General features: G+C 58.2%; 18 protein-coding genes. 9 read left to right on the top strand and 9 right to left on the bottom strand.

Annotated features, from left to right (window positions below; all coding sequences use genetic code 11):
* Positions 1 to 3 precede the first annotated feature (3 nt).
* The gene (locus tag QEN43_RS03720; protein WP_026612019.1) at positions 4 to 1,926 is read right to left on the bottom strand and encodes a PrkA family serine protein kinase; all 1,923 of its coding nucleotides are present in this window, start codon (positions 1,924 to 1,926) and stop codon (positions 4 to 6) included.
* A 541-nt stretch (positions 1,927 to 2,467) separates the two neighbouring features.
* Between QEN43_RS03720 and QEN43_RS03715 the strand changes: the two genes are divergently transcribed.
* From QEN43_RS03715 to QEN43_RS03695, 5 genes are all read left to right on the top strand, one after another.
* On the top strand, positions 2,468 to 3,787 hold the full coding sequence (locus tag QEN43_RS03715) for an ABC transporter substrate-binding protein (protein ID WP_317963709.1): 1,320 nt from the start codon (positions 2,468 to 2,470) through the stop codon (positions 3,785 to 3,787).
* Positions 3,784 to 4,647 carry a carbohydrate ABC transporter permease gene (locus tag QEN43_RS03710; protein WP_026612017.1) on the top strand — a complete coding sequence of 288 codons (864 nt, stop codon included), beginning with the start codon at positions 3,784 to 3,786 and terminating at the stop codon, positions 4,645 to 4,647. The genes QEN43_RS03715 and QEN43_RS03710 overlap by 4 nt, the downstream gene beginning before the upstream one ends.
* A gap of 6 nt (positions 4,648 to 4,653) precedes the next feature.
* Positions 4,654 to 5,490 (top strand): carbohydrate ABC transporter permease, encoded by an 837-nt coding sequence (locus tag QEN43_RS03705; RefSeq protein WP_051332058.1) that lies wholly within the window; start codon positions 4,654 to 4,656, stop codon positions 5,488 to 5,490.
* Between the two features lie 15 nt (positions 5,491 to 5,505).
* Positions 5,506 to 6,654 carry an ABC transporter ATP-binding protein gene (locus QEN43_RS03700; RefSeq protein WP_026612015.1) on the top strand — a complete coding sequence of 383 codons (1,149 nt, stop codon included), beginning with the start codon at positions 5,506 to 5,508 and terminating at the stop codon, positions 6,652 to 6,654.
* A 111-nt stretch (positions 6,655 to 6,765) separates the two neighbouring features.
* A complete protein-coding gene (locus QEN43_RS03695; protein WP_026612014.1) occupies positions 6,766 to 8,553 on the top strand; it encodes a glycoside hydrolase family 15 protein in 1,788 nt (595 codons plus the stop codon).
* A 365-nt stretch (positions 8,554 to 8,918) separates the two neighbouring features.
* Here the strand turns inward: QEN43_RS03695 and QEN43_RS03690 are convergent, their stop codons facing one another.
* On the bottom strand, positions 8,919 to 9,863 hold the full coding sequence (locus QEN43_RS03690; protein ID WP_084162387.1) for a DUF2231 domain-containing protein: 945 nt from the start codon (positions 9,861 to 9,863) through the stop codon (positions 8,919 to 8,921).
* Positions 9,864 to 10,446: 583 nt separating this feature from the next.
* Between QEN43_RS03690 and QEN43_RS03685 the strand changes: the two genes are divergently transcribed.
* Positions 10,447 to 10,989 (top strand): RNA polymerase sigma factor, encoded by a 543-nt coding sequence (locus tag QEN43_RS03685; RefSeq protein WP_235726709.1) that lies wholly within the window; start codon positions 10,447 to 10,449, stop codon positions 10,987 to 10,989.
* A 70-nt stretch (positions 10,990 to 11,059) separates the two neighbouring features.
* Here QEN43_RS03685 and QEN43_RS03680 read toward each other — a convergent pair whose 3' ends face one another.
* The 7 genes from QEN43_RS03680 to QEN43_RS03650 form a co-directional block, all read right to left on the bottom strand.
* Positions 11,060 to 12,367 (bottom strand): S8 family peptidase, encoded by a 1,308-nt coding sequence (locus QEN43_RS03680; protein WP_051332057.1) that lies wholly within the window; start codon positions 12,365 to 12,367, stop codon positions 11,060 to 11,062.
* Positions 12,364 to 13,071: a zf-HC2 domain-containing protein gene (locus tag QEN43_RS03675; RefSeq protein WP_026612013.1), complete on the bottom strand. Its 708-nt coding sequence runs from the start codon at positions 13,069 to 13,071 to the stop codon at positions 12,364 to 12,366. The genes QEN43_RS03680 and QEN43_RS03675 overlap by 4 nt, the downstream gene beginning before the upstream one ends.
* Positions 13,072 to 13,398: 327 nt before the next feature.
* Entirely contained in the window at positions 13,399 to 14,118 is a 720-nt protein-coding gene (locus QEN43_RS03670; RefSeq protein ID WP_051332056.1) for a TorF family putative porin, read from the bottom strand.
* A 503-nt stretch (positions 14,119 to 14,621) separates the two neighbouring features.
* Entirely contained in the window at positions 14,622 to 14,993 is a 372-nt protein-coding gene (locus tag QEN43_RS03665) for a hypothetical protein (RefSeq protein ID WP_156912911.1), read from the bottom strand.
* Between the two features lie 114 nt (positions 14,994 to 15,107).
* Positions 15,108 to 15,401: a hypothetical protein gene (locus QEN43_RS03660; protein ID WP_026612011.1), complete on the bottom strand. Its 294-nt coding sequence runs from the start codon at positions 15,399 to 15,401 to the stop codon at positions 15,108 to 15,110.
* Positions 15,402 to 15,701: 300 nt separating this feature from the next.
* Positions 15,702 to 16,679 carry a cytochrome c oxidase assembly protein gene (locus QEN43_RS03655; protein WP_051332055.1) on the bottom strand — a complete coding sequence of 326 codons (978 nt, stop codon included), beginning with the start codon at positions 16,677 to 16,679 and terminating at the stop codon, positions 15,702 to 15,704.
* 365 nt (positions 16,680 to 17,044) lie between these two features.
* On the bottom strand, positions 17,045 to 18,862 hold the full coding sequence (locus QEN43_RS03650; RefSeq protein WP_235726708.1) for a serine/threonine-protein kinase: 1,818 nt from the start codon (positions 18,860 to 18,862) through the stop codon (positions 17,045 to 17,047).
* A gap of 154 nt (positions 18,863 to 19,016) precedes the next feature.
* Between QEN43_RS03650 and QEN43_RS03645 the strand changes: the two genes are divergently transcribed.
* From QEN43_RS03645 to QEN43_RS03635, 3 genes are all read left to right on the top strand, one after another.
* Entirely contained in the window at positions 19,017 to 19,442 is a 426-nt protein-coding gene (locus tag QEN43_RS03645; protein WP_026612010.1) for an OsmC family protein, read from the top strand.
* A 68-nt stretch (positions 19,443 to 19,510) separates the two neighbouring features.
* Complete coding sequence (locus tag QEN43_RS03640) at positions 19,511 to 20,698, top strand: NAD(P)/FAD-dependent oxidoreductase (RefSeq protein WP_026612009.1); 1,188 nt, start codon at positions 19,511 to 19,513, stop codon at positions 20,696 to 20,698.
* A 152-nt stretch (positions 20,699 to 20,850) separates the two neighbouring features.
* The gene (locus tag QEN43_RS03635) at positions 20,851 to 23,802 is read left to right on the top strand and encodes a transketolase (RefSeq protein ID WP_084162385.1); all 2,952 of its coding nucleotides are present in this window, start codon (positions 20,851 to 20,853) and stop codon (positions 23,800 to 23,802) included.
* The last annotated feature ends 60 nt before the right edge of the window (positions 23,803 to 23,862 follow it).

Here is a 23,862-nt window from a genome sequence, read left to right as displayed (position 1 = left end):
CGGTTAGGAGGATTTACGTACCCTGAGATACCATTCGCACAACAGCCGCACCTGCTTCGGCGTGTACCCTTTTTGAACCATACGGTTCACGAACTCCTCATGTTTCTTCTGATCGTCCAACGACGCCTTGGCGTTGAAGGAGATCACCGGCAGCAATTCTTCCGTGTTGGCGAACATCTTTTTCTCGATGACTGCACGCAGCTTTTCGTAGCTGGTCCAAGCCGGGTTCTTGCCCGCATTCTTGGCGCGCGCGCGCAACACGAAGTTCACGACCTCATTCCGGAAATCCTTGGGATTACTGATACCGGCTGGCTTTTCGATTTTTTCGAGCTCCTCGTTGAGCGCCCTACGATCGAAACTTTCGCCAGTGTCCGGATCACGGTACTCCTGATCCTGAATCCAGAAATCGGCATAGGTGACGTAACGATCGAAGATGTTCTGCCCGTATTCGGAATACGACTCCAGATAAGCGGTTTGGATTTCCTTGCCGATAAAATCTATATAACGCGGCACCAGGAATTCCTTGATGAAGCGCAGATAACGCTCCTGCATCTCGGGCGGGAACTGCTCCTGCGGGATCTGCTGCTCAAGCACGTATAGCAGGTGAACAGGGTTGGCCGCGACTTCGGAGTGGTCGAAGTTGAAGACTTTCGACAGGATCTTGAACGCAAAGCGCGTGGAAAGCCCGGTCATCCCTTCGTCCACGCCCGCGAAATCTCGGTACTCTTGATACGACTTCGCCTTGGGGTCGGTATCCTTCAGATTCTCGCCGTCGTAGACCCGCATCTTCGAGTAAATGCTCGAGTTCTCCGGCTCTTTCAGTCGCGACAGCACGGCGAATTGCGCCAGCATTTTCAAGGTATGCGGCGCGCAAGGTGCATTCGCCAGTGAGCTGTTCATCAAAAGCTTCTCGTAAATCTTAATTTCTTCCGAAACTCTCAAGCAATAAGGTACCTTGACGACGTAGACACGGTCGAGAAAGGCCTCGTTGTTCTTGTTATTCTTGAATTGCAGCCACTCCGACTCGTTCGAATGGGCCATGATGATGCCCTCGAACGGGATGGCCGAAAGCCCTTCCGTACCCTTGTAATTGCCTTCCTGGGTCGCGGTCAGGAGAGGATGCAGCACCTTGATCGGCGCCTTGAACATCTCTACGAATTCCATGATGCCGCGGTTGCCGAGGCAGAGGCCACCCGAGAAGCTGTACGCATCGGGATCGTCCTGGCTGTAGCGCTCAAGCTTCCGGATATCGACCTTGCCGACCAGCGATGAAATATCCTGATTGTTCTCGTCGCCCGGCTCGGTCTTCGCCACCGCCCTCTGGTCCAATATCGACGGGCGCATCTTGACGACACGGAACTTGGTGATGTCGCCGTTGTACTCATGCAGGCGCTTGACCGCCCAAGGCGACATGATGGTATTGAAGTAACGGCGCGGAATGCCGTATTCGCTTTCCAGAATAGGGCCGTCCTCCTCTGGATCGAAGAGGCCCAGCGGCGATTCGTTGATGGGCGAACCCTTGATCGCGTAAAAAGGCACCTGCTCCATAAGGTGCTTCAACTTCTCCGCCAGCGAAGACTTACCGCCTCCGACCGGGCCGAGCAAGTACAAAATCTGTTTACGCTCTTCCAAACCCTGAGCGGCGTGGCGGAAAAACGCCACGATTTGCTCGATGGTTTCTTCCATGCCGTAGAAATCGGCAAAAGCCGGATAGCGCTTGATGACTTTATTGGCAAAGATGCGCGACAGACGCGGATCCAGACGGGTGTCGACCAGCTCGGGTTCGCCTATGGCGATAAGCATACGCTCCGCGGGACTGGCGTAGGCCGTCGGATCCTTACGGCAGATTTCTAAATACTCCTGAAGCGAATACTCTTCTTCGCGCGTTTTTTCATAGCGGGATTGATAATGATCGAAGATACCCATAGATGCGAGGTCTCCCCTGCAATCAGCAGATGCTCAAAAAGGTCGTAACGTCTCCGGCGAGAGGACCGCAAGCTGCCTCGTTCGATAAAGTGCTGGTTAAGACAACGAGCGTTCGAACTATCCCTATCATAGCGAACGTGGCTTTCTCATCCATCCGCACACAGCGTACAGCGCTCGCGGCTCTTACCGCTAAGACGTAGCCTAACATATTTCGGTTCCTCGGCTGCGAGACGCGCAAGAAAAACTTTATGCCAAACCGAGCCTCATCGAGTATGTAACAAATTTGTTTCGCACTGCTGTCCGAGCGATATACAGAACCTCAGGAAAATCGGACTTAAGTCCGCTCCGTCATATTGGCCTCTTATAAAATTTAGAATTAATTACTGACCATACGTTCGGCACTGAGCGATCGACTCATGAAATTCATCAACTCTTCTGCAAGCTCTTTTTATACCTCGGCGCATACTTGACACGAAACCCGCGCCAATGTTCCACTTCGAGCCACCCGCAAAATCGAACGCCCAGGAGAACGGACTTCCCGATGGACGTCTACCCCCCTAGCGTGGGACGGTTTTCTCCAGCCGACAAGCGGCCGGTCCGCATTCCGGCGCGACGCTCCGTTACGTCGCTGCGCCGGCTATTTTTTCTAGTGCTCTTCCTGTTCGGATGGTCTTGTCGCGGTCCGGAGCCCGTTGGACCGCCGCGTTTGACCTGGTATGTGTTCGACGAACCGTCCGGTGCGTTCCGTGAAGCCGCCCGACGCTGCACCGAACGGTCGGGAGACCGTTATCGTATCGACATTGTATCCCTGCCGGCCGATGCTGATCAGCAGCGCGAACAGCTGGCACGCCGCCTGGCAGCCCGCGACGAATCCATCGACATCATCGGAATGGACGTCATCTGGACTGCCGAATTCGCCGAGGCGGGGTGGATACGGGAGTGGCCGATGAGATTGACACAGCGCGCTTCCGCAGGGCGCTTCCCGATTGCCGTTCAAACCGCCACCTATAAGAATGTGCTTTGGGCGACGCCTTTCACGACCAACGCTCAGTTGCTCTGGTATAGAACCGACCGCGTCCCGAAGCCGCCGGAAACCTGGGACGAAATGATCGATATGGCGGAAAAGCTCGGCGTGAACGGTCGAATTCAAGTCCAGGGCGAACGTTATGAAGGCTTGACCGTTTTTTTTGTTTCCCTGCTCGCCTCGGCCGGCGGCACGATTTTAGACGGTGATGGCACCCAGGTTTCCCTAGCGCCGGGACCCACCCGGAAAGCGCTGAGCATCATGAAGCGCTTGGCGACGTCTCCCGCGGCCGATCCGGGACTTTCCACGAGCCGGGAAGACCAATCGCGGCTGGCTTTCGAAACCGGCCATTCGACTTTCATGCTGAATTACAGCTTCGTCTGGCCCAGTGCTCTCCAGAACGCGCCGGAAGTCGCAGCGAACATGGGCTGGGCGCGCTGGCCCGCGGTCATACCCGGTCGACCTAGCCGGGTCACGGTCGGTGGAATCGATCTGGCCGTCAGCACCTATTCGCGCTATCCCGAACTCGCTTTCCATGCGGCCGATTGTCTCGCCGGCAAGGCCAGTCAACGTATCGCCGCCGAACGGGGCGGACTCCCGCCTACGTTGCACGCACTCTACGACGATCCGGTCGTACGTCGCCGGCTGCCGTTCGCGGATGTGCTGCGGGCTACCTTGGAAAACGCAGTGGAGCGTCCTCGAACGCCGCTGTACGCCGACGTTTCCCTCGCCATCAGCCGTACCCTTCATCCCATGCGCGACATCGACCCGGACCGCGATGAAGCGCGCTTGCGAAAAGCCGTGCAACGAGCGATACGATCGGAAGGGCTACTATGAAGCGAACACGGAACCTCAAGGGCTGGCTTCTGTGCACCCCTGCCCTAGCCGCCATGGCCTTGGTAACGGCCTACCCTATTCTCTATGCCGTACAGCTTTCGCTTTACCGCTACGATCTCCGCTTCGCGACTCCGCCGGAGTTTGTTGGTCTTGGCAATTATTTTAGCGTTCTGAGCTCGGAAATCTGGTGGCAGGCACTTTGGAACACGCTCCTGATTACGATCGTTTCCGTCTTTTTCGAACTGCTGCTTGGATTCGCTCTCGCGCTTCTCATGCATAAAGCCGTATTCGGGCGCCGCACGGTGCGATCCGCGGTTTTGGTGCCTTACGCCATCATCACTGTGGTTGCGGCTCTCGCTTGGAAATTCGCGTTCGATCCAACCACCGGGTTCGTCAACCGCCTACTCGGCACCGATCTGGCTTGGCTCAACCAACGCTGGTCGGCCTTCGTCGTCATCATTGTCAGCGAGATCTGGAAAACCACGCCTTTCATGGCGCTCCTCCTGCTCGCAGGACTGAGCCTCATTCCGGACGAGGTGATCAAGGCAGCCAGGGTCGACGGCGCATCCGCAATGCAACGTTTGCGCCTTATCATCCTGCCCTTGATGAAACCGTCCATCGTGGTTGCTCTACTGTTCCGCAGCCTGGATGCGTTTCGCATCTTCGATGCAGTGTATGTTCTGACGCGCGGCGCTCACGGCACGGAATCGGTGTCGGTGGTCGGCTACAATACGCTGATCGCCCGTCTCAACTTAGGACTCGGTTCGGCCGTGTCGGTCCTCATTTTTTTGTGCGCGCTCGCCATTGCCCTGCTGTTCATTAAGGGCTTCGGCACGCCTTTGCTCCGCGCCGGAAGGTGATATCGAATGCGATTGAGCTTGAGAGGCATGGACGGATTGCCCGGTGCCTTGGGAAGTATCCTAGCCGTTGCGTATGCCTTGCTGCCGGTGATCTGGATCGTGTCGTTGTCGCTTAAACCGGGCCGCGAGCTCGGCAATGGGCGTTTTCTTCCCGAGACCTTCAGTCTGGAACACTACCGCGCAGTGTTCACGGACCCGCAGTTCCCAGCGGCGATCTTGAATTCGTTAGGGATCGCCTCGATCACGACCGCATTATCGATACTGATCGCCGTTTTCGCGGCCTACGCCATCGTTCGGCTCGAATTTCGCGGCAAACAATGGATTTTTTACGGCACGCTCGCCGTTGCCATGTTTCCCGCGGTTTCCGTGGTCGGCCCTCTGTTCGAGCTCTGGCGCACGCTGCGTCTTTTCGATACCTGGCCCGGACTCATCCTCCCTTATTTGAGCTTCACCCTGCCGCTCGCCATTTGGACCTTGACGGCTTTTTTCCGCGAGGTCCCGTGGGAACTGGAAAAAGCGGCCCGGGTCGACGGCGCTACGCCGTCGCAGGCGTTCCGGCTGGTCATTCTGCCGCTGGTGACGCCGGGCATTTTCGCTTCGGCCATCCTAGTCTTCATCTTCGCCTGGAACGACTTTCTGTTTGCGGCATCCCTCACCTCCACGGATCGCGCCCGCACCGTACCGGTCGCCATCGCGTTTTTTACGGGAAGTTCTCAATACGAACTGCCGGTTGGTTCCATTGCCGCCGCTTCCGTGGTGGTCACGATACCGGTCATCGCGCTGGTCCTGGTGTTTCAACGCCGGATCATCGCGGGACTCACCGCCGGCGCGGTCAAAGGATAAGCGGGAGACCTCAACGTGGCTGAAATCGTTCTCGATCATGTCAGCAAACGTTTCGCTGGCGGTGCCTGGGCGATCAGAAAGGCGAATTTCACCGTGAAAGACGGAGAGTTTTTCATCCTCGTGGGGCCGTCGGGCTGCGGCAAATCGACCCTGCTTCATATGATCGTTGGTCTGGAAGACATCACCGAAGGCGAAATCCGGGTAGACGGCAAGAGAATCAACGAGCTCGATCCCAAGGACCGCAATATGGCCATGGTGTTCCAGAGCTACGCGCTCTACCCCCACATGACCGTCCGGGAGAACATCGCGTTTCCGCTGCTGCTGGCCAAACTGCCTCGGAGCGAAATTAAGCGGCGAGTGGACGAAGTTGCAGGCATTCTGCAGCTGGATGCGCTGCTCGACCGCAAACCCTCTGATCTCTCGGGCGGGCAGCGTCAGCGGGTAGCCATGGGACGGGCGATTGTGCGCAGACCGCAGGTGTTCTTGCTGGACGAGCCCTTGTCGAACCTGGACGCCCGCTTACGTGTTCAAATGCGTACCGAAATCGCGGCGCTTCAGCAGCGGCTGGGCATCACGACCATTTATGTCACTCACGACCAAACCGAAGCCATGGTACTGGGTGACAGGGTGGCGCTGCTGCGTGCCGGCGAAGTGCAACAGATCGGGACGCCGAAGGAGCTATACGAGACACCGCGCAACGAATTCGTGGCCGGCTTCATCGGCTCGCCTGCGATGAACTTCCTGCATGCCGAGATCGGCGACAACAATCTGCTGCTGCCCATGGGGCCTTGCCCCCTGCCGGCATCTTTTCCTCTCGATCGCTTGGGCAACCGCACAGTCGTTGTCGGCATCCGTCCCGAGCACTTTTACCTGCCGGAAGCAGCGCCTCAGCCGGGTCCGGTTTTTTCGGCCGAGATCGTCATGGCGGAGTGGCTAGGCGCCGATCTTTACCTTCATGTTCAGCCGGTCCTGCCGCACCCGGGACCGCACGAAGCATCGTCGCTCATCGCGCATGAAACCGGCAAGCCCGGAGTCGTTCTGATCGTGCGTGTGCCTCCCGATCTCCGGGTCGGACGCGGCGAGAGGATCGAACTGACCTACGACGCCACGAAGATTCATCTATTCGATGCCGATACCGGCGAGAGTTTTTTGCGGAACCATTGAAACGAACGTTGGTCGAAGCGCCTTCGATGATTTAGCGACGGGCGGCGATAGAACCCGGAAAGGGGACTGCCGTTTCCAGGTCGAAATGATCAAAACGAAGAGGGAGTCGTCATGAGCAATCTCGAACTCGGAATCATCGGCAACTGCATGTACAGCGCGCTAATCGACCGCAAGGGGCGCATCGTCTGGTGCTGCCTGCCACGGTTCGACGGCGATCCCATCTTCTGCAGTCTGATCAATGGTGACGAGGACGAGGTTCAGGAAGGATTCTTCGATATCCTTATCGACGATTTCTCCCACAGCGAACAACACTACGAACACAACACCGCGATCCTGGTGACCACGCTTTACGACCGGCACGGCGCGGCGGTACAGATCACCGATTTCGCGCCGCGCTTCAGACGGTACGGCCATATGCACCGTTCGCAGCGGCTGGTCAGAAGGCTTCACCCGATCAACGGCACGCCACGGATTTCGGTGCGCGTCCGCCCGACCTACGACTACGGCGCCAAACCCATGCAAACGATCCAGGGATCCAACTACATCCAATTTTTGGCGCCCGGTACCTGTTTCCGCATGACCACTGACATGCCGGTTTCTTACATCCTGGACGAAACACCGTTCTTGCTGGAAGAGCCGTCGGCGATCACCTTCGGTCCGGACGAACCGCTCCGCTACACCGTTGCCGAGGCGACGCGGGAAAGTTACGAGCAGACCCTGTTGTACTGGCGCGAATGGACCCGCTCGCTGTCCATCCCCTTCGAATGGCAGGAAGCGGTGATCCGTGCCGCCATCACCCTCAAGCTCTGCTGCTTCGAGGAAACCGGCGCCGTGATCGCCGCCATGACCACGTCGATTCCCGAAGCCGCGGGAACCGAGCGCAACTGGGATTATCGCTACTGCTGGCTGCGCGACGCCTATTTCGTCGTCAACGCGCTCAACCGGCTGAGCGCGACCGGAACCATGGAGGAATATCTGGACTACATCTCCAATATCGCGGCCGAGGCCGACGACAGCCGGCTTCAACCAGTTTACGGCATCGCACTGGAGAAAAAGCTGATTGAATGCACGATCTCATCGCTCCGCGGCTATCGGAATCACAGGCCGGTACGCATCGGGAATCAAGCTTACGAACATGTCCAGAACGATATCTACGGCAGCGTGATCATGGCAGCGACGCAAGCTTTTTTCGACCTCCGTCTCGCCCACCCAGGCGATCAGCGTCTGTTCGAACGCCTGGAGAATCTCGGCCGTCAATGCACCCGGGTGTACAACCAGCCGGACGCGAGCTTGTGGGAATTCCGTGGTTTCGCCCGCGTCCATACCTTTTCAGCGGTGATGTGCTGGGCGGGCTGCGACCGCTTGGCCCGCATCGCCGACCGTATCGGCTTGCACGACCGCGCCCAATATTGGCGTTCCCAGGCCGAGCGGATTCGAGCGGAAATCATGGAGCGCGCGTACGATCCCGGACGGAATACCTTCGTCGGCAGCTTCGGCGGTTCCGAACTCGACGCTAGCCTCTTGCTTCTGCACGACCTGCAATTCCTGGCAGCGGACGATCCGCGCTTCATTGGCACCGTCGAGGCAGTGGAAAAGGAACTGCGTCGAGGGAATCACATGATGCGATACGTGGAACCGGACGATTTCGGCCAACCGCAGAACGCGTTCAACATCTGTACTTTCTGGATGATCAGCGCTCTCGCAGCTATCGGCAGAAAAGAGGACGCTCGCGCCATGTTTGAAGAGATGCTCCGCTGCCGCAACCACCTAGGGCTTTTGTCCGAAGACACCGATCCCAGGACCGGCGAAATGTGGGGCAATTTTCCGCAGACCTATTCGATGGTCGGCATCATTCATTCGGCCATGGTTCTGTCCAAGCCGTGGGAAGAGGCTTTCTAGCTCGCCGAAAAAACCGGAGAAACGGCTTACGCCCCTGACGCGGGTTCTGAAAAACGGCAAGCAAGTGGAGCACACGGGACTGGATACCCCAAACACATGGGTTTCGCGTATTTCGGCGACGACATTCGCCGCCACCGATTGGAACAGAGCACGGCACGTCGAGTGAGCCGAGTCCTGCGTAAAAGCACTCGCTGGTTTTCCCGCAGGATCATGTGCTGATCTTCAACCTACGAACTAAAGACCTCGTCGTGGAATGATGCCATACCTGCCTCTCGGCAGCCGCCACCCACCCCTATAATCGCATATTGTTCCTTGATACACGATTCGGCAGCGGGACGGAAACTCGGACGCGGCAATACCCGTGATTACGGTTTGGCACGAGGTTCTTTGCGAGTACCGGCAACTCCGTGGGAATGGGGCTTGCCATGGGTATGGGAATCCTTATGGGAGTGCGTTTTGCCATCGCCGCTGGGAGTTTCGTGCGAATGGGGTTTCGCTTCGGAGCCGGACGCCTCGTGCGAATGGGCTTCGTCGGCGCTATCCGATGCTCCGTGGGAGCGCGGTTCGACGGAGGAACCGTCAGACTCGCCGGAATTGTCCGCCGCTTCGGCACCTTGCGTTGGCTGAGCATCCGAAGCCCGGTTGGAATCCGCCTGAGCATGCTCGTGATCGTCGTGATGATGATGGTGATGGTGATCGTCGGCGACCTGCAGACTTTTGACACCCACTCCGTGCTGATAGACCATCAATCCGCCCAGGTCTGCCGCAAAAACGATGGCGATGACGAGTATCGCTCCCAGGAAGAGATGCAGGGCTTCGGCCATCGCCGATATGCGCTCACGACCCAGCAAACGCCAGATGGCCAGAACAGAAGAAAGGCCCGCGATCGTCAATCCCAGTCGTTCATGCCATTCCATGATCTCGTGTACGCCGCTGCCGTGGGGGACGGTATTTGCCGCAATCAATCCGGCGGTAGCGGCCGCAATGGCTGCCAACGCCCCAAGATAAAGCATCCAACTGGCAGCGTACCGTAAGCCCTGCCGTCTCAGCACTACGCCTATGAGCTCAAGCAGAAAAAAGCCGGTCAGAAACGCGATCGGAAAGTGAACGATCAGTGGGTGCCAATTGGTTCCTAACGCCTCGACGCCTACCAAGGGGTTACCAGAATCCCCCGATTCCAGCGCACGCGACACGGCGTCCAACGCACTATCGATAAGCACAAGAAATCCGCCGCCGTTCCCGTCGCCCGCTCCGTGCACGGCGGGCTGTAAATAGTGTCCGGTCGAATCCGGTCCTAGAAAATCAAACATGATCGCTTCCCAATGATGGGTTGAAAGATGAGCGGGTTAAGTGGAAGAACTCTCCGGAACGTTCTCGTAAAGCTAACCCCGATAGGCTCGAGCAACCCTTCGCCAGACCTGTACCGAACGAAGCTGAAGTTCAGGCAAACGGCTGACCGGGTTAGGCTGTTAGTCGTTCTTCAGAAACACAAGTTTCGCAGAGAACTCGCTGATTCGGAACTATGCACGACCTGGCGCACCGGTTTCCCGCATCTACTCGCGCCATTCTACCGGTTAGAAACTTCCTGCACTGCACCGGCCGAGATTGGCCTCCGAAACGGATATGAGCCGAGCGTGCCCACGGCCATAGTTGTCGACCGCCCGCGCAAAGGTAGACGACCTTTTCCACCACGCCTGGTCCCTCGCGAAAAAATCCGGACGACCGTGAACCTTTTCTGCGTTTCCGGAAATCTACAGATTAGACCCTGCCCATTCCTGCTTTGAAAGAACTCGTCATGGCACCGATTCTATGCATATGACTGTCGATCCGACGATAAGCCTGTCTGATGGACAAACCGCCTCATGCATCGATGATCATCGAGATCGCAAACTGATGACAGGCATCCAGGCACGCGACATAGGTGCTTTCGAGACGCTGTATTCGAGCTTTTACCGGCGCTTGTCCCGGTTTGTTTTTCAGGTGACGCGACAGCTCGATATGGTAGAGGATGTGATCAATGAAACGATGCTCGTCGTTTGGGAAAAGCCGGAGACCTTTGATTACACCTGTAAGGTATCGACTTGGATTTTCGGTATTGCTTATCGCAAGGCACTTAAAGTCTCGGCGAAGCAGGCCCGATCCGCCCATGCCGTGCCTATAGACGAATTCGGGGAGGAATTGGCGGATAGCAAAGCGTCACCTGCCCGGCAGGTGGAAGGCGAGGATCTCCTCTCGGTGGCATTGGAGTCACTCCCGCAGGATCAACGCGCCGTTATCGAATTGACCTTTGGCCAAGGGCTTCGCTATCAAGAGATCGCTGCCATTCTCGACTGCCCGGAAAATACGGTGAAAACACGGATGTTTCACGCGCGCAAGAAACTTCAGACCTTATTTCGCGAACTGACGCCGGAGCCTGCCGGAGTGGATATGTCATGACGCCGAGCGCTTGCGCGGAGGAAGTCTCTCCATATCGCCATGAAGCGGTCGTGCGCGAGCACGAAAAAAGCTACGAAGGCTTCCCGCAATCAGGGAGACCGAGCAATCGCGCGAGCGCAAGGCAAGCATCGATGACCCGGTTTAAAGGATCCTGAGCTTGCGTAGAGCTCACAACCGATGCGTGCAGGAGCTTTACGGCCTCGGGCGCGGTCAAGCTGGGCTTGAGTTGTCGCATCAGTGCCAATACGCCTGTGACATGGGGAGCGGCGAAAGAACTGCCGGACACGAAGTCGTATCTCCCATACGGCAGTGTCGTGAGAATATCGGTGCCCGGAGCAACGATCCCATCATCGGCGGTCGCTTTCGGCTTGTGATCCGTCTGGACTGTTCGAACCGCAATGACGCCGGTCTGATTGGCGGGAAAACCCGGGTTTGAGCCGTTTTCACTGGCATCCGCGGCGACCACGAGGATACCCTGATCGATCGCTGCCCGAAGAAGCCTTCCGACCAGAGGATCGTCAGCCCCGGTCAAGCTCAGATTGACGATGGGGATGCCAAGACGCACAGCCTCATTAAGCGCCGCCAAGAGCGTAAAACTGTTGCAGAGCGCAGAAACTGAACCGGGGTGCTCCGGCCAACACGCTTTGAGCGCGTAGATCTTGGCACCGGGCGCAATTCCGGCAATGCCGATTCCGTTTCCACTGCGAGCGGCGACGATGCCGGCGACCGCCGTCCCGTGGACATCATCGGTCGGTTTGTCGTGATTCGACGATGCCAGATTTTTCGACACAGCGATTTGGCCTTGGAGATCGGGGTGGGCGTCGTCCACGCCGGTGTCGACCAGCGCGATGCGGACGCCTCTTCCGGTCGCCAGACGGTGAGCCGTCTCGATGCGCATGCGCTGGAGATTTTTTTGCAATCGAAAGTAAGGATCGCCGCCGAGGGAAGCCGACGTATCATCGACTAAAGCCTGAAAGGTCCGCATAAACTGCACGGATTCGACCCGGTGATCCTGCGCGATGGTATTCATCATGTCGACCGGGATTTGATCTGTAGGAATTTCATACACCACGCACACCACTCTCAAGACGGTAACCGGCCATTCCGCGACCAGCTTTAGCCCGTACTGTTCCGCCAGGTCTGCCGCGACGCGAGTGCTCCAGGCAGAACCCAGGTAACGGCCATGTGCGCGATAGCGATCCAGAATGTTGCCGGGTACCTTGCGTCCGATGCTCGAATCGGTGAAGGTCACCAGGATGCGCCGCTCCTCGATCGACGGGTCCGGCGCTGGATCGATGCTAGGAACGTCGAGGTCTGTCGCGCATCCGGCCAGTTGCAACAAGAGCGCCAAGGCCAAAGCGGTCAAGCCGAAGCTCATGGCACCGCGGGCGGTCCGGTAGCCGGCTCAGCCAACAATACGCCCGGTTGGCGCCGAAGGTAGGCTAAGGCTGTTTCGATCTTCGCATTCTTGTCTATGCCGTCTGCAAGTCTGATCGTATAAACGTCCGCCGAACCGCGCGTGTCGACTCGGCTCCCGTCGACGGCTTTCAAGAGCGCATCAATGCGTTCGGCGCTGAGCCCGGGTTCGACCACCAAGCGCAAATCCCCCTGATTCCAGGCCGCGGTCGAAGCAGAATCGGCCAAAGTCCGAAACCGGGGCTCCGTCAATTGATCCCACCGGTGCCAGCTCAAGGGTACGACCAACAGCAAAATCGCCACCACCAAAGCGATACGGAGCGGAGGCTTACTCGCAATGACCGGAAAACGCGGGAGCCGGGTTCGAAGTCGGCCGAAGCGACCTAAATGCAACGCCGCCGATTGGGATCGTTCACGCTGCCGAATGGTGGCAAGCAGGCGAGAATAGCGGGCCTTTGGATCCTGATTCGGACTGGGTATGCGAGAGATCCGTTCCGAAAGCGCGCAAAGCTTCGCCCGTTCACGTCGGCAAATCGGACAACGGCTCAAATGTGCCGTAACGCGTGCCTGTTCATCGCTCTCTAGGGTTCCGGCGATATGCCAGGGCAAAAGCGAAAGCACATCGTCGTGCTCACGGTCTGGCGGGGATGGCTTACTCGGATTCATCGCACTTCTCCAACAATAAGAGCTTCCAACTCGGGCATCCCGTCATCCAAGAAGAGCTCGGGCTATTTGCAAATATGAATTACAAGTTCAGCGCTTCTCGAACGCTACACCGCTATCGAACAGGTCTAACCCATACGCCTGCATTTCAGGAGCTTCCTTCACGGGAAACTCGACCTGCCGTCGTTACTGAACCATTGGACACGGACAAGGTCGACCTTGCTTTTTTGGCCGTTCGGCCATTCGGCTCGTAAGCGACGAATCGCATACCAGGGGACTTGTCAATCCGCGGTTCTACTCTATTTATTCCGCGGCAAGGCCAAAGGTTCACTAGAAGGCGACAGAGAGGGAAAACAGAAAGCGATTGTCTAGCGGCCGAAGATACACCGATCCGTTCTCGGGCTCGTCCTCGTGACGCTCTTCATACGGCAACTTCGTATCCACATAGCGCAAATCGACCGAAATGTACCGATTCACATACCAGGTCACGCCGGCATTCCAGAAAAAGTAGTCGTAGTGCGCCAGTTCGCCAGCCTGATGAAAACCCACGCCCGCGGATAGTTGCAGCCGATCCAACGGGCTATAGCGGCCAATCAGCTCATAGGCCGAGGTATTGGCATCACGGTTATAGGTATCGTAGGCAAACGCCACCCGAGCGCTCAGAAGATCGCGGTAATGGAACGAACCGTAGAATTCGTTGTAGTCCGCGTCCCGGCCGAACACATTACCATCGTAAAGATACCGGCTAGCCGCGAGATCAAGCTTCCAGTTCTTGGCAAACTTGGTCGCCCAGCCCAAATACGGATTGATTTCCACACGGGCTCGATCGTCGCCGTGTTCATCGTCGAAACTAACCGGCGCCACCCAGAAGCCGGCATACAGGCCGAGTTCGTGCTCATATTCCAAATTTCCCAGGCCGACAGGATTATTCCTGCTCTTCGTATAGCCCCGGTAAACATAATCCGTTGCAAAAGTTGCGGATCCCTTGAATTCGGCAGACGCCGGAACGCTGAGCGAGGCGAGCAACAGCCACGAAAAGCTACGATTCATCGAGAATCTAATCGGTTTTGGCAAAGGGATTTGACGGGATTCTCTCCGCGAACGATCAGGAGAGATCGAGTTCGAGACGCGTGTATTCAGACAGTGCACACCGCGACGGCGCACGTAAGCTGAGCAGAACGTATCTCGAGGGTTGAGCGTCGGCTAGTCATAGGAAACTCCTCCCGAGTCGGTGACCGATCTGGTGCTCACAGACCTATCCGCTGGCTATGCGAAGGCGGGAGCCGATGGGTTCGTGATCCAATTCAAAGATAACGGCGGTCAGTCGTGACTTCTACTTGGAATAAGTAGGAATATCTGAAAGTTCAACCCGCTCTGAAATGATCACGGCGGCCCCATACGTGCCGGACGGAATCAGAAGATCAAAAATGCTGTCTGCCGTTCGGCGAAAAAGCGAGGGAACCGTCTTGATTGACGACCGGTGTACGGATCGCTGAGCCAATCCATACCCCTCACTCCGTACACCGATGGACGATTATCGCTATCCCTCTTTCCTAAAAACCCGAATAAGTCGTTTGACTCAAGCTTTGGCTACAGGGTGGAGGCCCGCAAACTTGAATCAGAGAGGTCGTCTGATCGACCCGATTTTCGGTCCCACTACTGCTGGAGGCTTGTGCGGTGCTTTCGAGCAATGTCGCTTGCATAACGACCTGTGATGTCAAATCAACCGGAATTGTCGAGACGCTTACGACTTCCAGCCCGCCTTCCACTCGACCGAGTTCGCTGTCGTCCAGCCGAGACGATGCGATATGGGTTTCCTGCAAAGACAGCTTATCCAAAGCATGAAATTCGGATTGACCATAGACAGAGGTCGTAGCTGAGACAACGAGCGAGAGCAGGCCACCCCATACGAATGATGTTCTCATCGGTCTCTCCATGAGATTTTCAAGTTGAGGTAAAAAGGCAGAGGCGCGCATGACGGCTCCCCCGCCCCTTTCTCCGACCCCGATCAGGATTCTTTACGAGGTCAGCACTAGTCGTTACCTGATGACCTGAGTCGTCTTCTGCACGATGAATTGGTTGGCATTTTTGCTGAAAAGCCCGAGATTCACCGCCGTGATCGTCGGTATGGCCAGGTTGAGACACACATTTCCCACGCCGGAGCACGTACCGCTACCGTGCTTAATAACACCGCCTTCGACGCTCGCGAGTCGACCTTCGCTCATCGCGGTCACACCGGACACCTTGTCCAAGGCCCGGAACTCGCTCTCGGCCATTACCGGCCCGGCAGTAATTACCGAAGATAACAAAACAGCCATTGCATAGGATTTCATAATCGAACTCCTTGTATTCAAGGGTTAACACCTCCCCTACCTTTGCGTCCTTTCTTTCACCGTAAATTTCGGGAAATACGGAAAAGGTTCACTGCCGTCCGGATTTTTTGCAGTGGGAGATGGTATGGCAGGCCGGGCAGCGGTTAAATTTCCGAAATGACCGCAATGCCCCATCAGCCGCCGAATGCCGTCACCCTAACCCCTCTCCCAGAAGGAGCGAGGCGAAACTCCCTTCTCCATTTGGGAGAAGGGCCGGGGATGAGGGCCTTGCGCTTTTCAGATTGTGTCCAACGGCCGGATTTAGGTTGAATGTTTCGACGGAACGATAACGACATTATCCTCTCGGCAGTCACGTACTGGGGCACCGCCCGCGTTTTTTCCGATCGCCTCCAGCCACGCGGCGAACATCCCGAGGGCAATGAGCAGATAGATCGTGCCGGCCGGAATCCACATGATGAGCCCCGCGAGCTGCTGATCCTCGAGCGCGCTCAAGCCGGCGGCCGCCGAGCCGCCGTAAGCCGAATACCATGGCTGGCGGCTAAAGGTCAGCAGCGCTCCGAGCAGGCTTGTATGGACGGTCGTCAAGAACAGGTACAACACCCCGGCACCATACCCTCTCGCTCCTTCGCGGCCACGGATGATCGCCCACCAGAAAACCAACGCGGACATGAAAAAGCTCAGGTGTTGGACGGTATGGACCTGTTCATCCTTCAGCGCCGCCTGAAACAAGATCGGTGCGTGCCAAGCCCAAATTACGACACCGTGTATTGCCCAGGCGGCGAACGGCGCGGTTATGTAACGCCAGAAATGGCCGATCCAACCGGTGGTAGAAAACCTCACAAGCAATCTCCGCCACCCACGCGGAAACGCCCATAGAGCAACGGCGATCGGCCGGCTCAGGACCAGCAGCGGTGTGGCAAGAAGCATCAGAACCTCGTGCTGGACCATGTGTGCCGAAAACAACACGTCGGAGAGCGGGTCCAAAGGCGAAACCAGCGCGACGGCAACGAACAGCCATCCCCCGGCATAAACCAGCGACTTTTGAACCAGCATCCGACGGCCCGCGCCGACTTTCGGCCACAACCGCAGCAAGCCGGCTGTGAACAACCCGGCTGACAGCGCAAGACAGAGTGGTACCCAAGGTTCGACATTCCAGGCGGTCCACTCAAAGCCTGAAATCGAGGAACTCCCGTCGTGAGCCTGGGCAAAGGCGGGAACGCCGAACGTAGCGAGCAGGGAAGAAAATTGATATCGGCGGACAAGGCGGTGTCGTTCCATGGCCCGCGTCACTTGAGAATCCGTGGCCCCTAATACAGAGTGGCGCGCAGCGGCATCCAGACCACCACGATGTGCCAATAAATGCCGTTGCCACTCACCAGCAGACTGTGCGGTTCGCTGAGAGCCTATCCATGCGAGAGTGCTGGTCACGAGCGCCTTCAGGATCGGCGTGATCGATGAGTGCTTTGAAAGCCGATGATGACCCCAGCAATGGGCCGAAGGCTATTCGCCCTAAACCCTTCTAGGCTAGCGGGACGGGATCCGGTGCCCGTACCCAATAGGTTCGATCGGAGCGAAGTCGGTTCTATCCGGAAATAAGCAACCGTTCGTAGCGGAGCCGGAATTTCGACAATCTCGTCTGGGATTCAACGCTCGAGCTTAGCCTTGAGCTTGAGCAAACCGTCGTGATTCGGCACGGCCTCCAGGCCCTCCAGCACTTTTTTCAGGCTGTTGACGCGATCGCCCTCCTCGAACGCTTTCCATGCCTCCAGTTCCAGGGCGTTCGCGATCTTTTGTATGCCGTTGGCCGCCTTTTCGTTATAGGGATCGATCTTGAGCGCTTCCCGGTAGGCCCACAGCGCGTTGGCACCGGTCGGGGCGGTCAGATAACCGACCTCGAAGTGAATATCCGCTAACTCCAACAAATCCGCGACTTTCGCCTGCTGCTCGGCGGTGAGTGTGGTCGGGACCCTGGGCGGCTCCTTCGCTGTGTGAAGCCCCATGTAAACATTGCCGCCGATGGCGATGACCGCGATCGTAGCCGCTGCCCAAGTTCCGTAGAAAAGCGGCGATCGCTTTTGCAACTCGCCGATGAATTCCTCAGCGGTCGGGGTTCGGTCCTCCCGCTTGAGGGCGAGCGCTCTCTTAAGACCTCTCCATTGTCTGCCGTTCAAACCGGGGATGGGTTTGGGTTGCAGCTTCAGCTCGACAGCGACGTCCGCCGACACTTTCGCGTACGGGTGTTTCCCCGCCAAAAGCTCGTACGTGACGCATGCCAAAGCGTAAATGTCGTCACACGGGTCCGGCTCCTCTCCCCTTAGCATCTCGTAACTGGCATAAGCCGGCGTCAGGGCGCCCAGGTCACGGGCGTTGAACACGGTCGCGTCGCCGCCTTTCTTGTCCGCCCGGCCCGCCGCGCAGGCGATGCCGAAGTCGAGCACCTTGGCCTCACCGTTTTTATCGACGAAGACATTGCCCGGCTTGAAGTCCGAGTGGACGATGTTTTTCTTATGGGCGTAGCCCAGCGCTGCCGCCATGCCCTGAATGATGGGCCAGGCCTTCTTAAACGGCATGCCACCCTCGGGAAGCTCCCGGATTAGCCGGTTGAGAGGCTGGCCTTCCAGATATTCCATCGACATGAAGACATACCGGCCGTCCCTGTCGAAATCGTACACATTGATGATGTTCGGGTGGGAAAGCGTCTGCGCCCGTTTGGTCTCCCTCTGGAGCGCGATCAGGGAAACCGGATTTTGCTGGAAATCCTGATTGAGCACTTTCAGAGCCACATAGGGGTCCTTGTCCCTTGCTTCCCGTTTGCGCAAGTCCAGTGCCTTGAACACCACACCCATGCCGCCTTCGCCCAGCACCTGCTCCAGCACGAATCGCTCCTTCAGGACATCGCCGACCTGCAAGGGCCTTGCCGACCCTGAGCTCTCGACCGGAGAAGGCGTACTGGGGCTCGTACGTGGATTCAACCGTGTCGCGCTGATCTCATGGCTTGGTACATTGGTCGTATCCGGACGTGAGGCATCAGACCTACCTGGGGCGAAACCCGCTACCTGGGTTTTTTCGTCGTCTTCCTCGGGTAGTCGAGAACCGGTGGCCGTGGATAATGGCACAACCCTGGTCCTGTCGAGCGCGTCATCACCGGCATTTGACTGCATCTCACTCATATCTTTCTTGAGGAAATCGCCGATCTGCGAAGACCTTGTCGACGCTGAGATCTCGACCGGAGACGACGTGCCGCGGCTCGACTTCGGATTCAGTCGTGTCGAGTCGATATCCTTGCTCGGCATGTCAGCCGCAACCGGGCATGAGGCGTCCGACCTCCCAGGAGTCAAGGTCCCTAGGCGCGTCTTTTCGTCGTCATTCTCGGGTAGTCGAGAGCGCGGGACAGCGGAAAACGGCACGACTCTGGTTTTGTCGAGCGCGTCATCATCGGTGTTTGGCTGGATCTCACTCATATTTTTATTCATTCGGGATGGTGTTGCGAAGGCGTCGCGGTTCGAAAGCGTTCTTTATGATAGTCCGTTCTCCGAGCAACACGGAAAAACCAGCGTGCAACTCTCTTCCCGAAGATGGGTCTCACACCATAGACCAAGCTTGGAGGAACGGATCATGGCGATACGAAGCGCATCGGCCGAGTGGGAGGGCGACCTTGCTCAAGGAAAAGGAAGCATGCGATTGGGCAGCGGCGCCTTCACCGGCAGCTATTCTTTTTCGTCCCGATTTGAAGAAGGACAGGGCACCAATCCCGAGGAATTGATCGGCGCGGCGCATGCAGGATGCTTCTCTATGGCGCTGGCGCACGCTTTGTCGCAATCCGGACACACCCCAAAACGCATCGCGACGACCGCCAAAGTTCGTCTCGAAAAAGTGGGCGAAGGATTCAAGATCACTCGAATCGAGTTAGATACCGAGGGCGATGTCCCCGGAATCGATGCAGCGACCTTTCAAACCTTCGCCGACGACGCAAAACGGAATTGTCCGGTTTCCCAGCTTCTCACCGGCGCCGAAATCGAACTTCGGGCGAAGCTGGTTTAGCACCCCACAAGCATAAGGCGCTTGGCTCCAAACGCCGGTGAAGCCGAGCGCCGACGGAGATAAACGATATGCCGCACTACAACTATCTCATCATCGGCGGCGGAATGACGGCCGACGCCGCGATTCGGGGCATACGCGAGATCGATACCGAGGGTTCGGTAGGTCTGATCGGCGCGGAAGCGCACCCGCCCTATGACCGTCCGCCCCTCTCCAAAGGGCTGTGGAAAGGAAAACCGATCGAGCGCATCTGGCGCAAGACCGCCGAACGGAATGTCGGCCTACACCTCGGTCGGACCGCCAAGGCGTTGGATCTCGCCGCCAAGCGGGTCGACGACGATCAAGGCGTGTCCTACACCTTTGACAAACTGCTGCTCGCGACCGGCGGAACGCCTCGGCGCTTCCCATTCGGCGGCGACGATATCGTTTACTTTCGGACCCTGGACGACTATCAGCGTCTTCGCACGCTGAGCGATGAAAAACAGCGCTTCGCCGTCATCGGCGGCGGGTTCATCGGCTCCGAAATCGCGGCCGCCTTAGCGATGAACGGCAAGGAAGTGGTCATGATCTTTCCTGACGATGGGATAGGGGCGCGGCTGTTCCCGCCCGACCTCAGCCTGTTCCTGAACGACTACTATCGACAACAGGGCGTCGAGGTTCTGCCTGGACAAAAGGTCACCGATTTTCGACGCGCGAACGACCAACTCCTTCTCACCATACGCGACGGGAAGACCACCAATGAACGGACGATTTCCGTGGACGCTGCCGTGGCTGGCATCGGTATCGTGCCCAACATCGAGCTGGCGAAAGCCGCGGGACTTCAGGTGGAGGACGGCATCGTGACGAACGAGGTCCTGCAAGCCGGTGTGCCGGACGTGTATGCGGCCGGAGACGTCGCTAATTTCTTCAATCCCGCCCTGGGCAAGCGTTTGCGAGTCGAACATGAGGATAATGCCAATACCATGGGCAGACAGGCGGGCCGAAACATGGCCGGCGAAAGTGTTCCTTATCATCACTTGCCGTTTTTTTACTCCGACCTGTTCGATCTTGGATACGAAGCGGTCGGAGAAACGGATTCCCGGCTCGAAACCGTGGCCGATTGGTCGGAGCCGAACCGAAAAGGCGTCGTCTATTACCTTAGGGACGGCCGAGTCAGAGGCGTGCTGTTATGGAATGTATGGGAGCGGGTCGATTTGGCACGGGAACTCATCGCCGAACCCGGCCCTATCGAGCCCGAGAGTTTGAAGGGGAGACTTTGACGAAGATTTTCGTCGGCGGGGATTGCCGGTCAAATCGGGAATTCCTTCCGACAGCCGTTGCAACGACAGCTCACCTCTAATAGGCAGCGAAACGCGCCTCGACCTTGCCCAACAGTATCCAGCGCCGCAATCCCCACAGGACGGAGGACACCATGAATGCTCTATTGAAATTGGTTGAGCACGGCCAAAGTTATTGGATCGACAACCTCACCCGGCGCATGATCACCAGCGGCGAACTCGAATGCCGCGTACGCCGCGAAGGCTTACGCGGGGTGACGTCGAACCCGCAGATCTTCCAGAAAGCCATCACCGGGACCAAGGACTACGACGAGCAGATCGAGAATCTCGTGGGAGGCGGCCGTCCGTGCCCCGACGTGCGCGAGATCTACGAAGCGCTGGTGACCACCGACATCCGAAATGCCTGCGACATCCTGCGCCCCGTTTACGACGACACGTCCGGCCTCGACGGCTATGTCAGCCTCGAAGTATCCCCGCACCTCGCCCATTACACCGAGGCATCGATCGAACAGGCGCGGCATTTGTTCCGCCTGGTCGACAGACCCAATCTGTTCATCAAGATTCCGGGCACCCTGGCCGGCCTGCCCGCAATCGAGGAACTTCTGTTCGAGGGCATCAACGTCAATATCACCCTGCTCTTCTCGGTCGAACGCTACGAAGCCGTCGCCGAGGCTTATCTCCGAGCGCTCGAACGGCGGCGCGAAGCCGGCCTTCCGCTCGACGAGGTCGCCTCGGTGGCCAGCTTCTTCCTGAGCCGGATCGACGTGTTGACCGACGAACTCCTACGCCACCGGATCACCCCCGAGGTTACCCGCAGGCCCGAGCCGGACCCGAAAACGATGCTGGGAAAGAGTGCGATCGCCAACGCCAAGCTGGCTTATCAGAGCTTCAAGCGGATCATCGAGAGCGATCGCTGGAAAGCTCTGGAGGACAAGGGCGCGCGCGTACAGCGCATGCTCTGGGCGAGCACCAGCACGAAAAATCCGGCCTACTCGGACGTCATGTACGTGGAGCCGCTGATCGGGCCCAACACGGTTAACACCATGCCGGAAAAGACGATCGACGCCTTCGCCGATCACGGCGCGGTGCGCGACACAATCGAAGAAGGCTTGGACGAGGCGAACGCCGTGATGAACGGCCTTGCCAAACTCGGCATCGATTTCGGTCTGGTCACCGCTCAGCTCGAAAACGAAGGCGTTCAGAAATTCATCGAACCGTACGACGCCCTGATGGCCAGCTTGGCGGACAAATGCCAGAAATATTCGAACCGCCGCAGCGTCGACCTCTTGCAGAAAGTGGCGCGGGAACTCCGCCGCGACGTGGTCACCATGACGACCGAGGCCGGATCGGGGCACCCGACTTCGAGTCTGTCCTGCGCCGACATCGTCGCCGCCCTGTTCTTTCATGAAATGCGCTGGGACCCAACGGACCCGAGCGCCCGCGACGTGGACACGTTCGTTCTGTCCAAGGGCCACGCCGCGCCGATCTTGTGGGCGGCCCTCCACCAATCCGGTGCCTGTCATGAGAGTCTGACTTCGCTGCGCAAGCTCGGCAGCACTTTCGAAGGACATCCGACGCCGACCAACCCTTGGGTCAAAGTCGCAACCGGTTCCCTCGGCCAGGGGCTGGCCGCGGCCAACGGGATCGCACTGGCCAATCGTCTGGACGGCATCCCCGGCCGGGTCTATTGCCTGCTGGGAGACGGCGAATGCTCCGAAGGCTCGGTTTGGGAAGCGGCGCAGTTCGCATCTCTCAACAAGCTGTCGGGACTGGTCGCGATCGTCGACGTCAACGGCCTGGGCCAGACCGGCCCCACGCCTTACGGCCACCGCACCGAGGTCTTCGCTCGCCGCTTTCAGTCTTTCGGATGGTCGACCATCGAAATCGACGGCCATGACATAGAAGCCCTACTCGACGCCTTGTATCGGGCCCGGAAAGGCGGTCCGACGGCGATCATCGCGAAAACCGAAAAAGGCCGCGGCGTTTCCTTCCTGGAAGGCGTTCACGGCTGGCACGGAAAAGCGCTCGACCGGGAAGCGATGGAAAAAGCGCTCAGGGAACTCGGCGAAACCGGCGTGCACATGACGGTCGAACCGCGCCGGCTCGGCCAGATCCGCCGCTCCGAATCCGAACCCGTGCCGCCCCTCAAGCCCGGCTATCGGCCGGGCGAAAAGGTCGCCACGCGCAAAGGGTTCGGGATTGCACTCGAGAAACTCGGGGAATCGATGCCGGACCTCGTGGTGCTCGACGGCGACGTGAGCAATTCGACCTACACCGAATTTTTCGCCCGGCGCTATCCGAAGCGCTTCTTCCAAAGCTATATCGCCGAGCAGAACCTGGTCGGAACCGCGCTCGGTCTGGCTGTGTCCGGCAAGGTTCCAGTCGCCGCCACTTTCGCCTGCTTTCTCTCGCGTGCTTACGACTTCATCCGCATGGCGGGCCACAGCCGTCCTCCACACCTCGTTCTCTGCGGCAGCCACGCCGGCGTGTCCATCGGCGAGGACGGCCCTTCGCAAATGGGACTGGAGGATCTGGCCATGTTCCGCGCCCTGGCCGGCAGCACCGTGCTGTACCCGTGCGACGCGGTCAGCGCCGAACGCCTGACCGAACTGGCGGTGAAGACGCCGGGCATCGTCTATCTCCGTACCACCCGCCCGTCAACCCCGGTCATCTATTCCGAGGCCGAGGACTTTCCGATCGGCGGAAGCAAGGTGCTCCGCTCCGGCGGGAACGACCGTTTCACGGTGGTCGCGGCCGGCATCACCGTGCACGACGCGCTCGCCGCCCATGACAGCCTGAAGCAGCGAGGCATCTCGGTGCGCGTCATCGATGCTTACTCGGTCAAGCCGCTGGACGTCGCGACCCTGGAACAGGCGGCGCGCGAGACGCAGGGCATCGTGGTCGTCGAGGACCACTGGCGCGACGGTGGACTCGGCGACGCGGTCGCGGCGGCCCTGAACTCCACGGTGCCCGTGCATCGTCTCGCGGTAAGCAAAGAACCCCGCTCGGGTACGATGGAACAACTGCTGGAACGGCACGGTATTTCCCGGAGAGCGATTGAAGAAGCGATTCTGGCGTTTGGATAGCGATGAAACGAGCTTCCGCCCATTTAGACGGCTTAGCGAACCCGAATTTCGTAGGATGGG

The organism is Methylocaldum szegediense, from assembly GCF_949769195.1.
Classification (GTDB): Bacteria; Pseudomonadota; Gammaproteobacteria; order Methylococcales; family Methylococcaceae; genus Methylocaldum; species Methylocaldum szegediense.
This window is presented reverse-complemented; position numbering and strand designations above follow the sequence as displayed.

Coding starts and splice junctions, on each gene's coding strand:
- QEN43_RS03670 (WP_051332056.1), bottom strand. CDS start 14,118: ATGAATCGTAGCTTTTCGTGGCTGTTGCTCGCCTCGCTCAGCGTTCCG.
- QEN43_RS03635 (WP_084162385.1), top strand. CDS start 20,851: ATGAATGCTCTATTGAAATTGGTTGAGCACGGCCAAAGTTATTGGATC.
- QEN43_RS03645 (WP_026612010.1), top strand. CDS start 19,017: ATGGCGATACGAAGCGCATCGGCCGAGTGGGAGGGCGACCTTGCTCAA.
- QEN43_RS03705 (WP_051332058.1), top strand. CDS start 4,654: ATGCGATTGAGCTTGAGAGGCATGGACGGATTGCCCGGTGCCTTGGGA.
- QEN43_RS03655 (WP_051332055.1), bottom strand. CDS start 16,679: ATGGAACGACACCGCCTTGTCCGCCGATATCAATTTTCTTCCCTGCTC.
- QEN43_RS03640 (WP_026612009.1), top strand. CDS start 19,511: ATGCCGCACTACAACTATCTCATCATCGGCGGCGGAATGACGGCCGAC.
- QEN43_RS03710 (WP_026612017.1), top strand. CDS start 3,784: ATGAAGCGAACACGGAACCTCAAGGGCTGGCTTCTGTGCACCCCTGCC.
- QEN43_RS03690 (WP_084162387.1), bottom strand. CDS start 9,863: ATGTTTGATTTTCTAGGACCGGATTCGACCGGACACTATTTACAGCCC.
- QEN43_RS03650 (WP_235726708.1), bottom strand. CDS start 18,862: ATGAGTGAGATCCAGCCAAACACCGATGATGACGCGCTCGACAAAACC.
- QEN43_RS03660 (WP_026612011.1), bottom strand. CDS start 15,401: ATGAAATCCTATGCAATGGCTGTTTTGTTATCTTCGGTAATTACTGCC.
- QEN43_RS03715 (WP_317963709.1), top strand. CDS start 2,468: ATGGACGTCTACCCCCCTAGCGTGGGACGGTTTTCTCCAGCCGACAAG.
- QEN43_RS03680 (WP_051332057.1), bottom strand. CDS start 12,367: ATGAGCTTCGGCTTGACCGCTTTGGCCTTGGCGCTCTTGTTGCAACTG.
- QEN43_RS03665 (WP_156912911.1), bottom strand. CDS start 14,993: ATGAGAACATCATTCGTATGGGGTGGCCTGCTCTCGCTCGTTGTCTCA.
- QEN43_RS03720 (WP_026612019.1), bottom strand. CDS start 1,926: ATGGGTATCTTCGATCATTATCAATCCCGCTATGAAAAAACGCGCGAA.
- QEN43_RS03695 (WP_026612014.1), top strand. CDS start 6,766: ATGAGCAATCTCGAACTCGGAATCATCGGCAACTGCATGTACAGCGCG.
- QEN43_RS03675 (WP_026612013.1), bottom strand. CDS start 13,071: ATGAATCCGAGTAAGCCATCCCCGCCAGACCGTGAGCACGACGATGTG.
- QEN43_RS03685 (WP_235726709.1), top strand. CDS start 10,447: ATGACAGGCATCCAGGCACGCGACATAGGTGCTTTCGAGACGCTGTAT.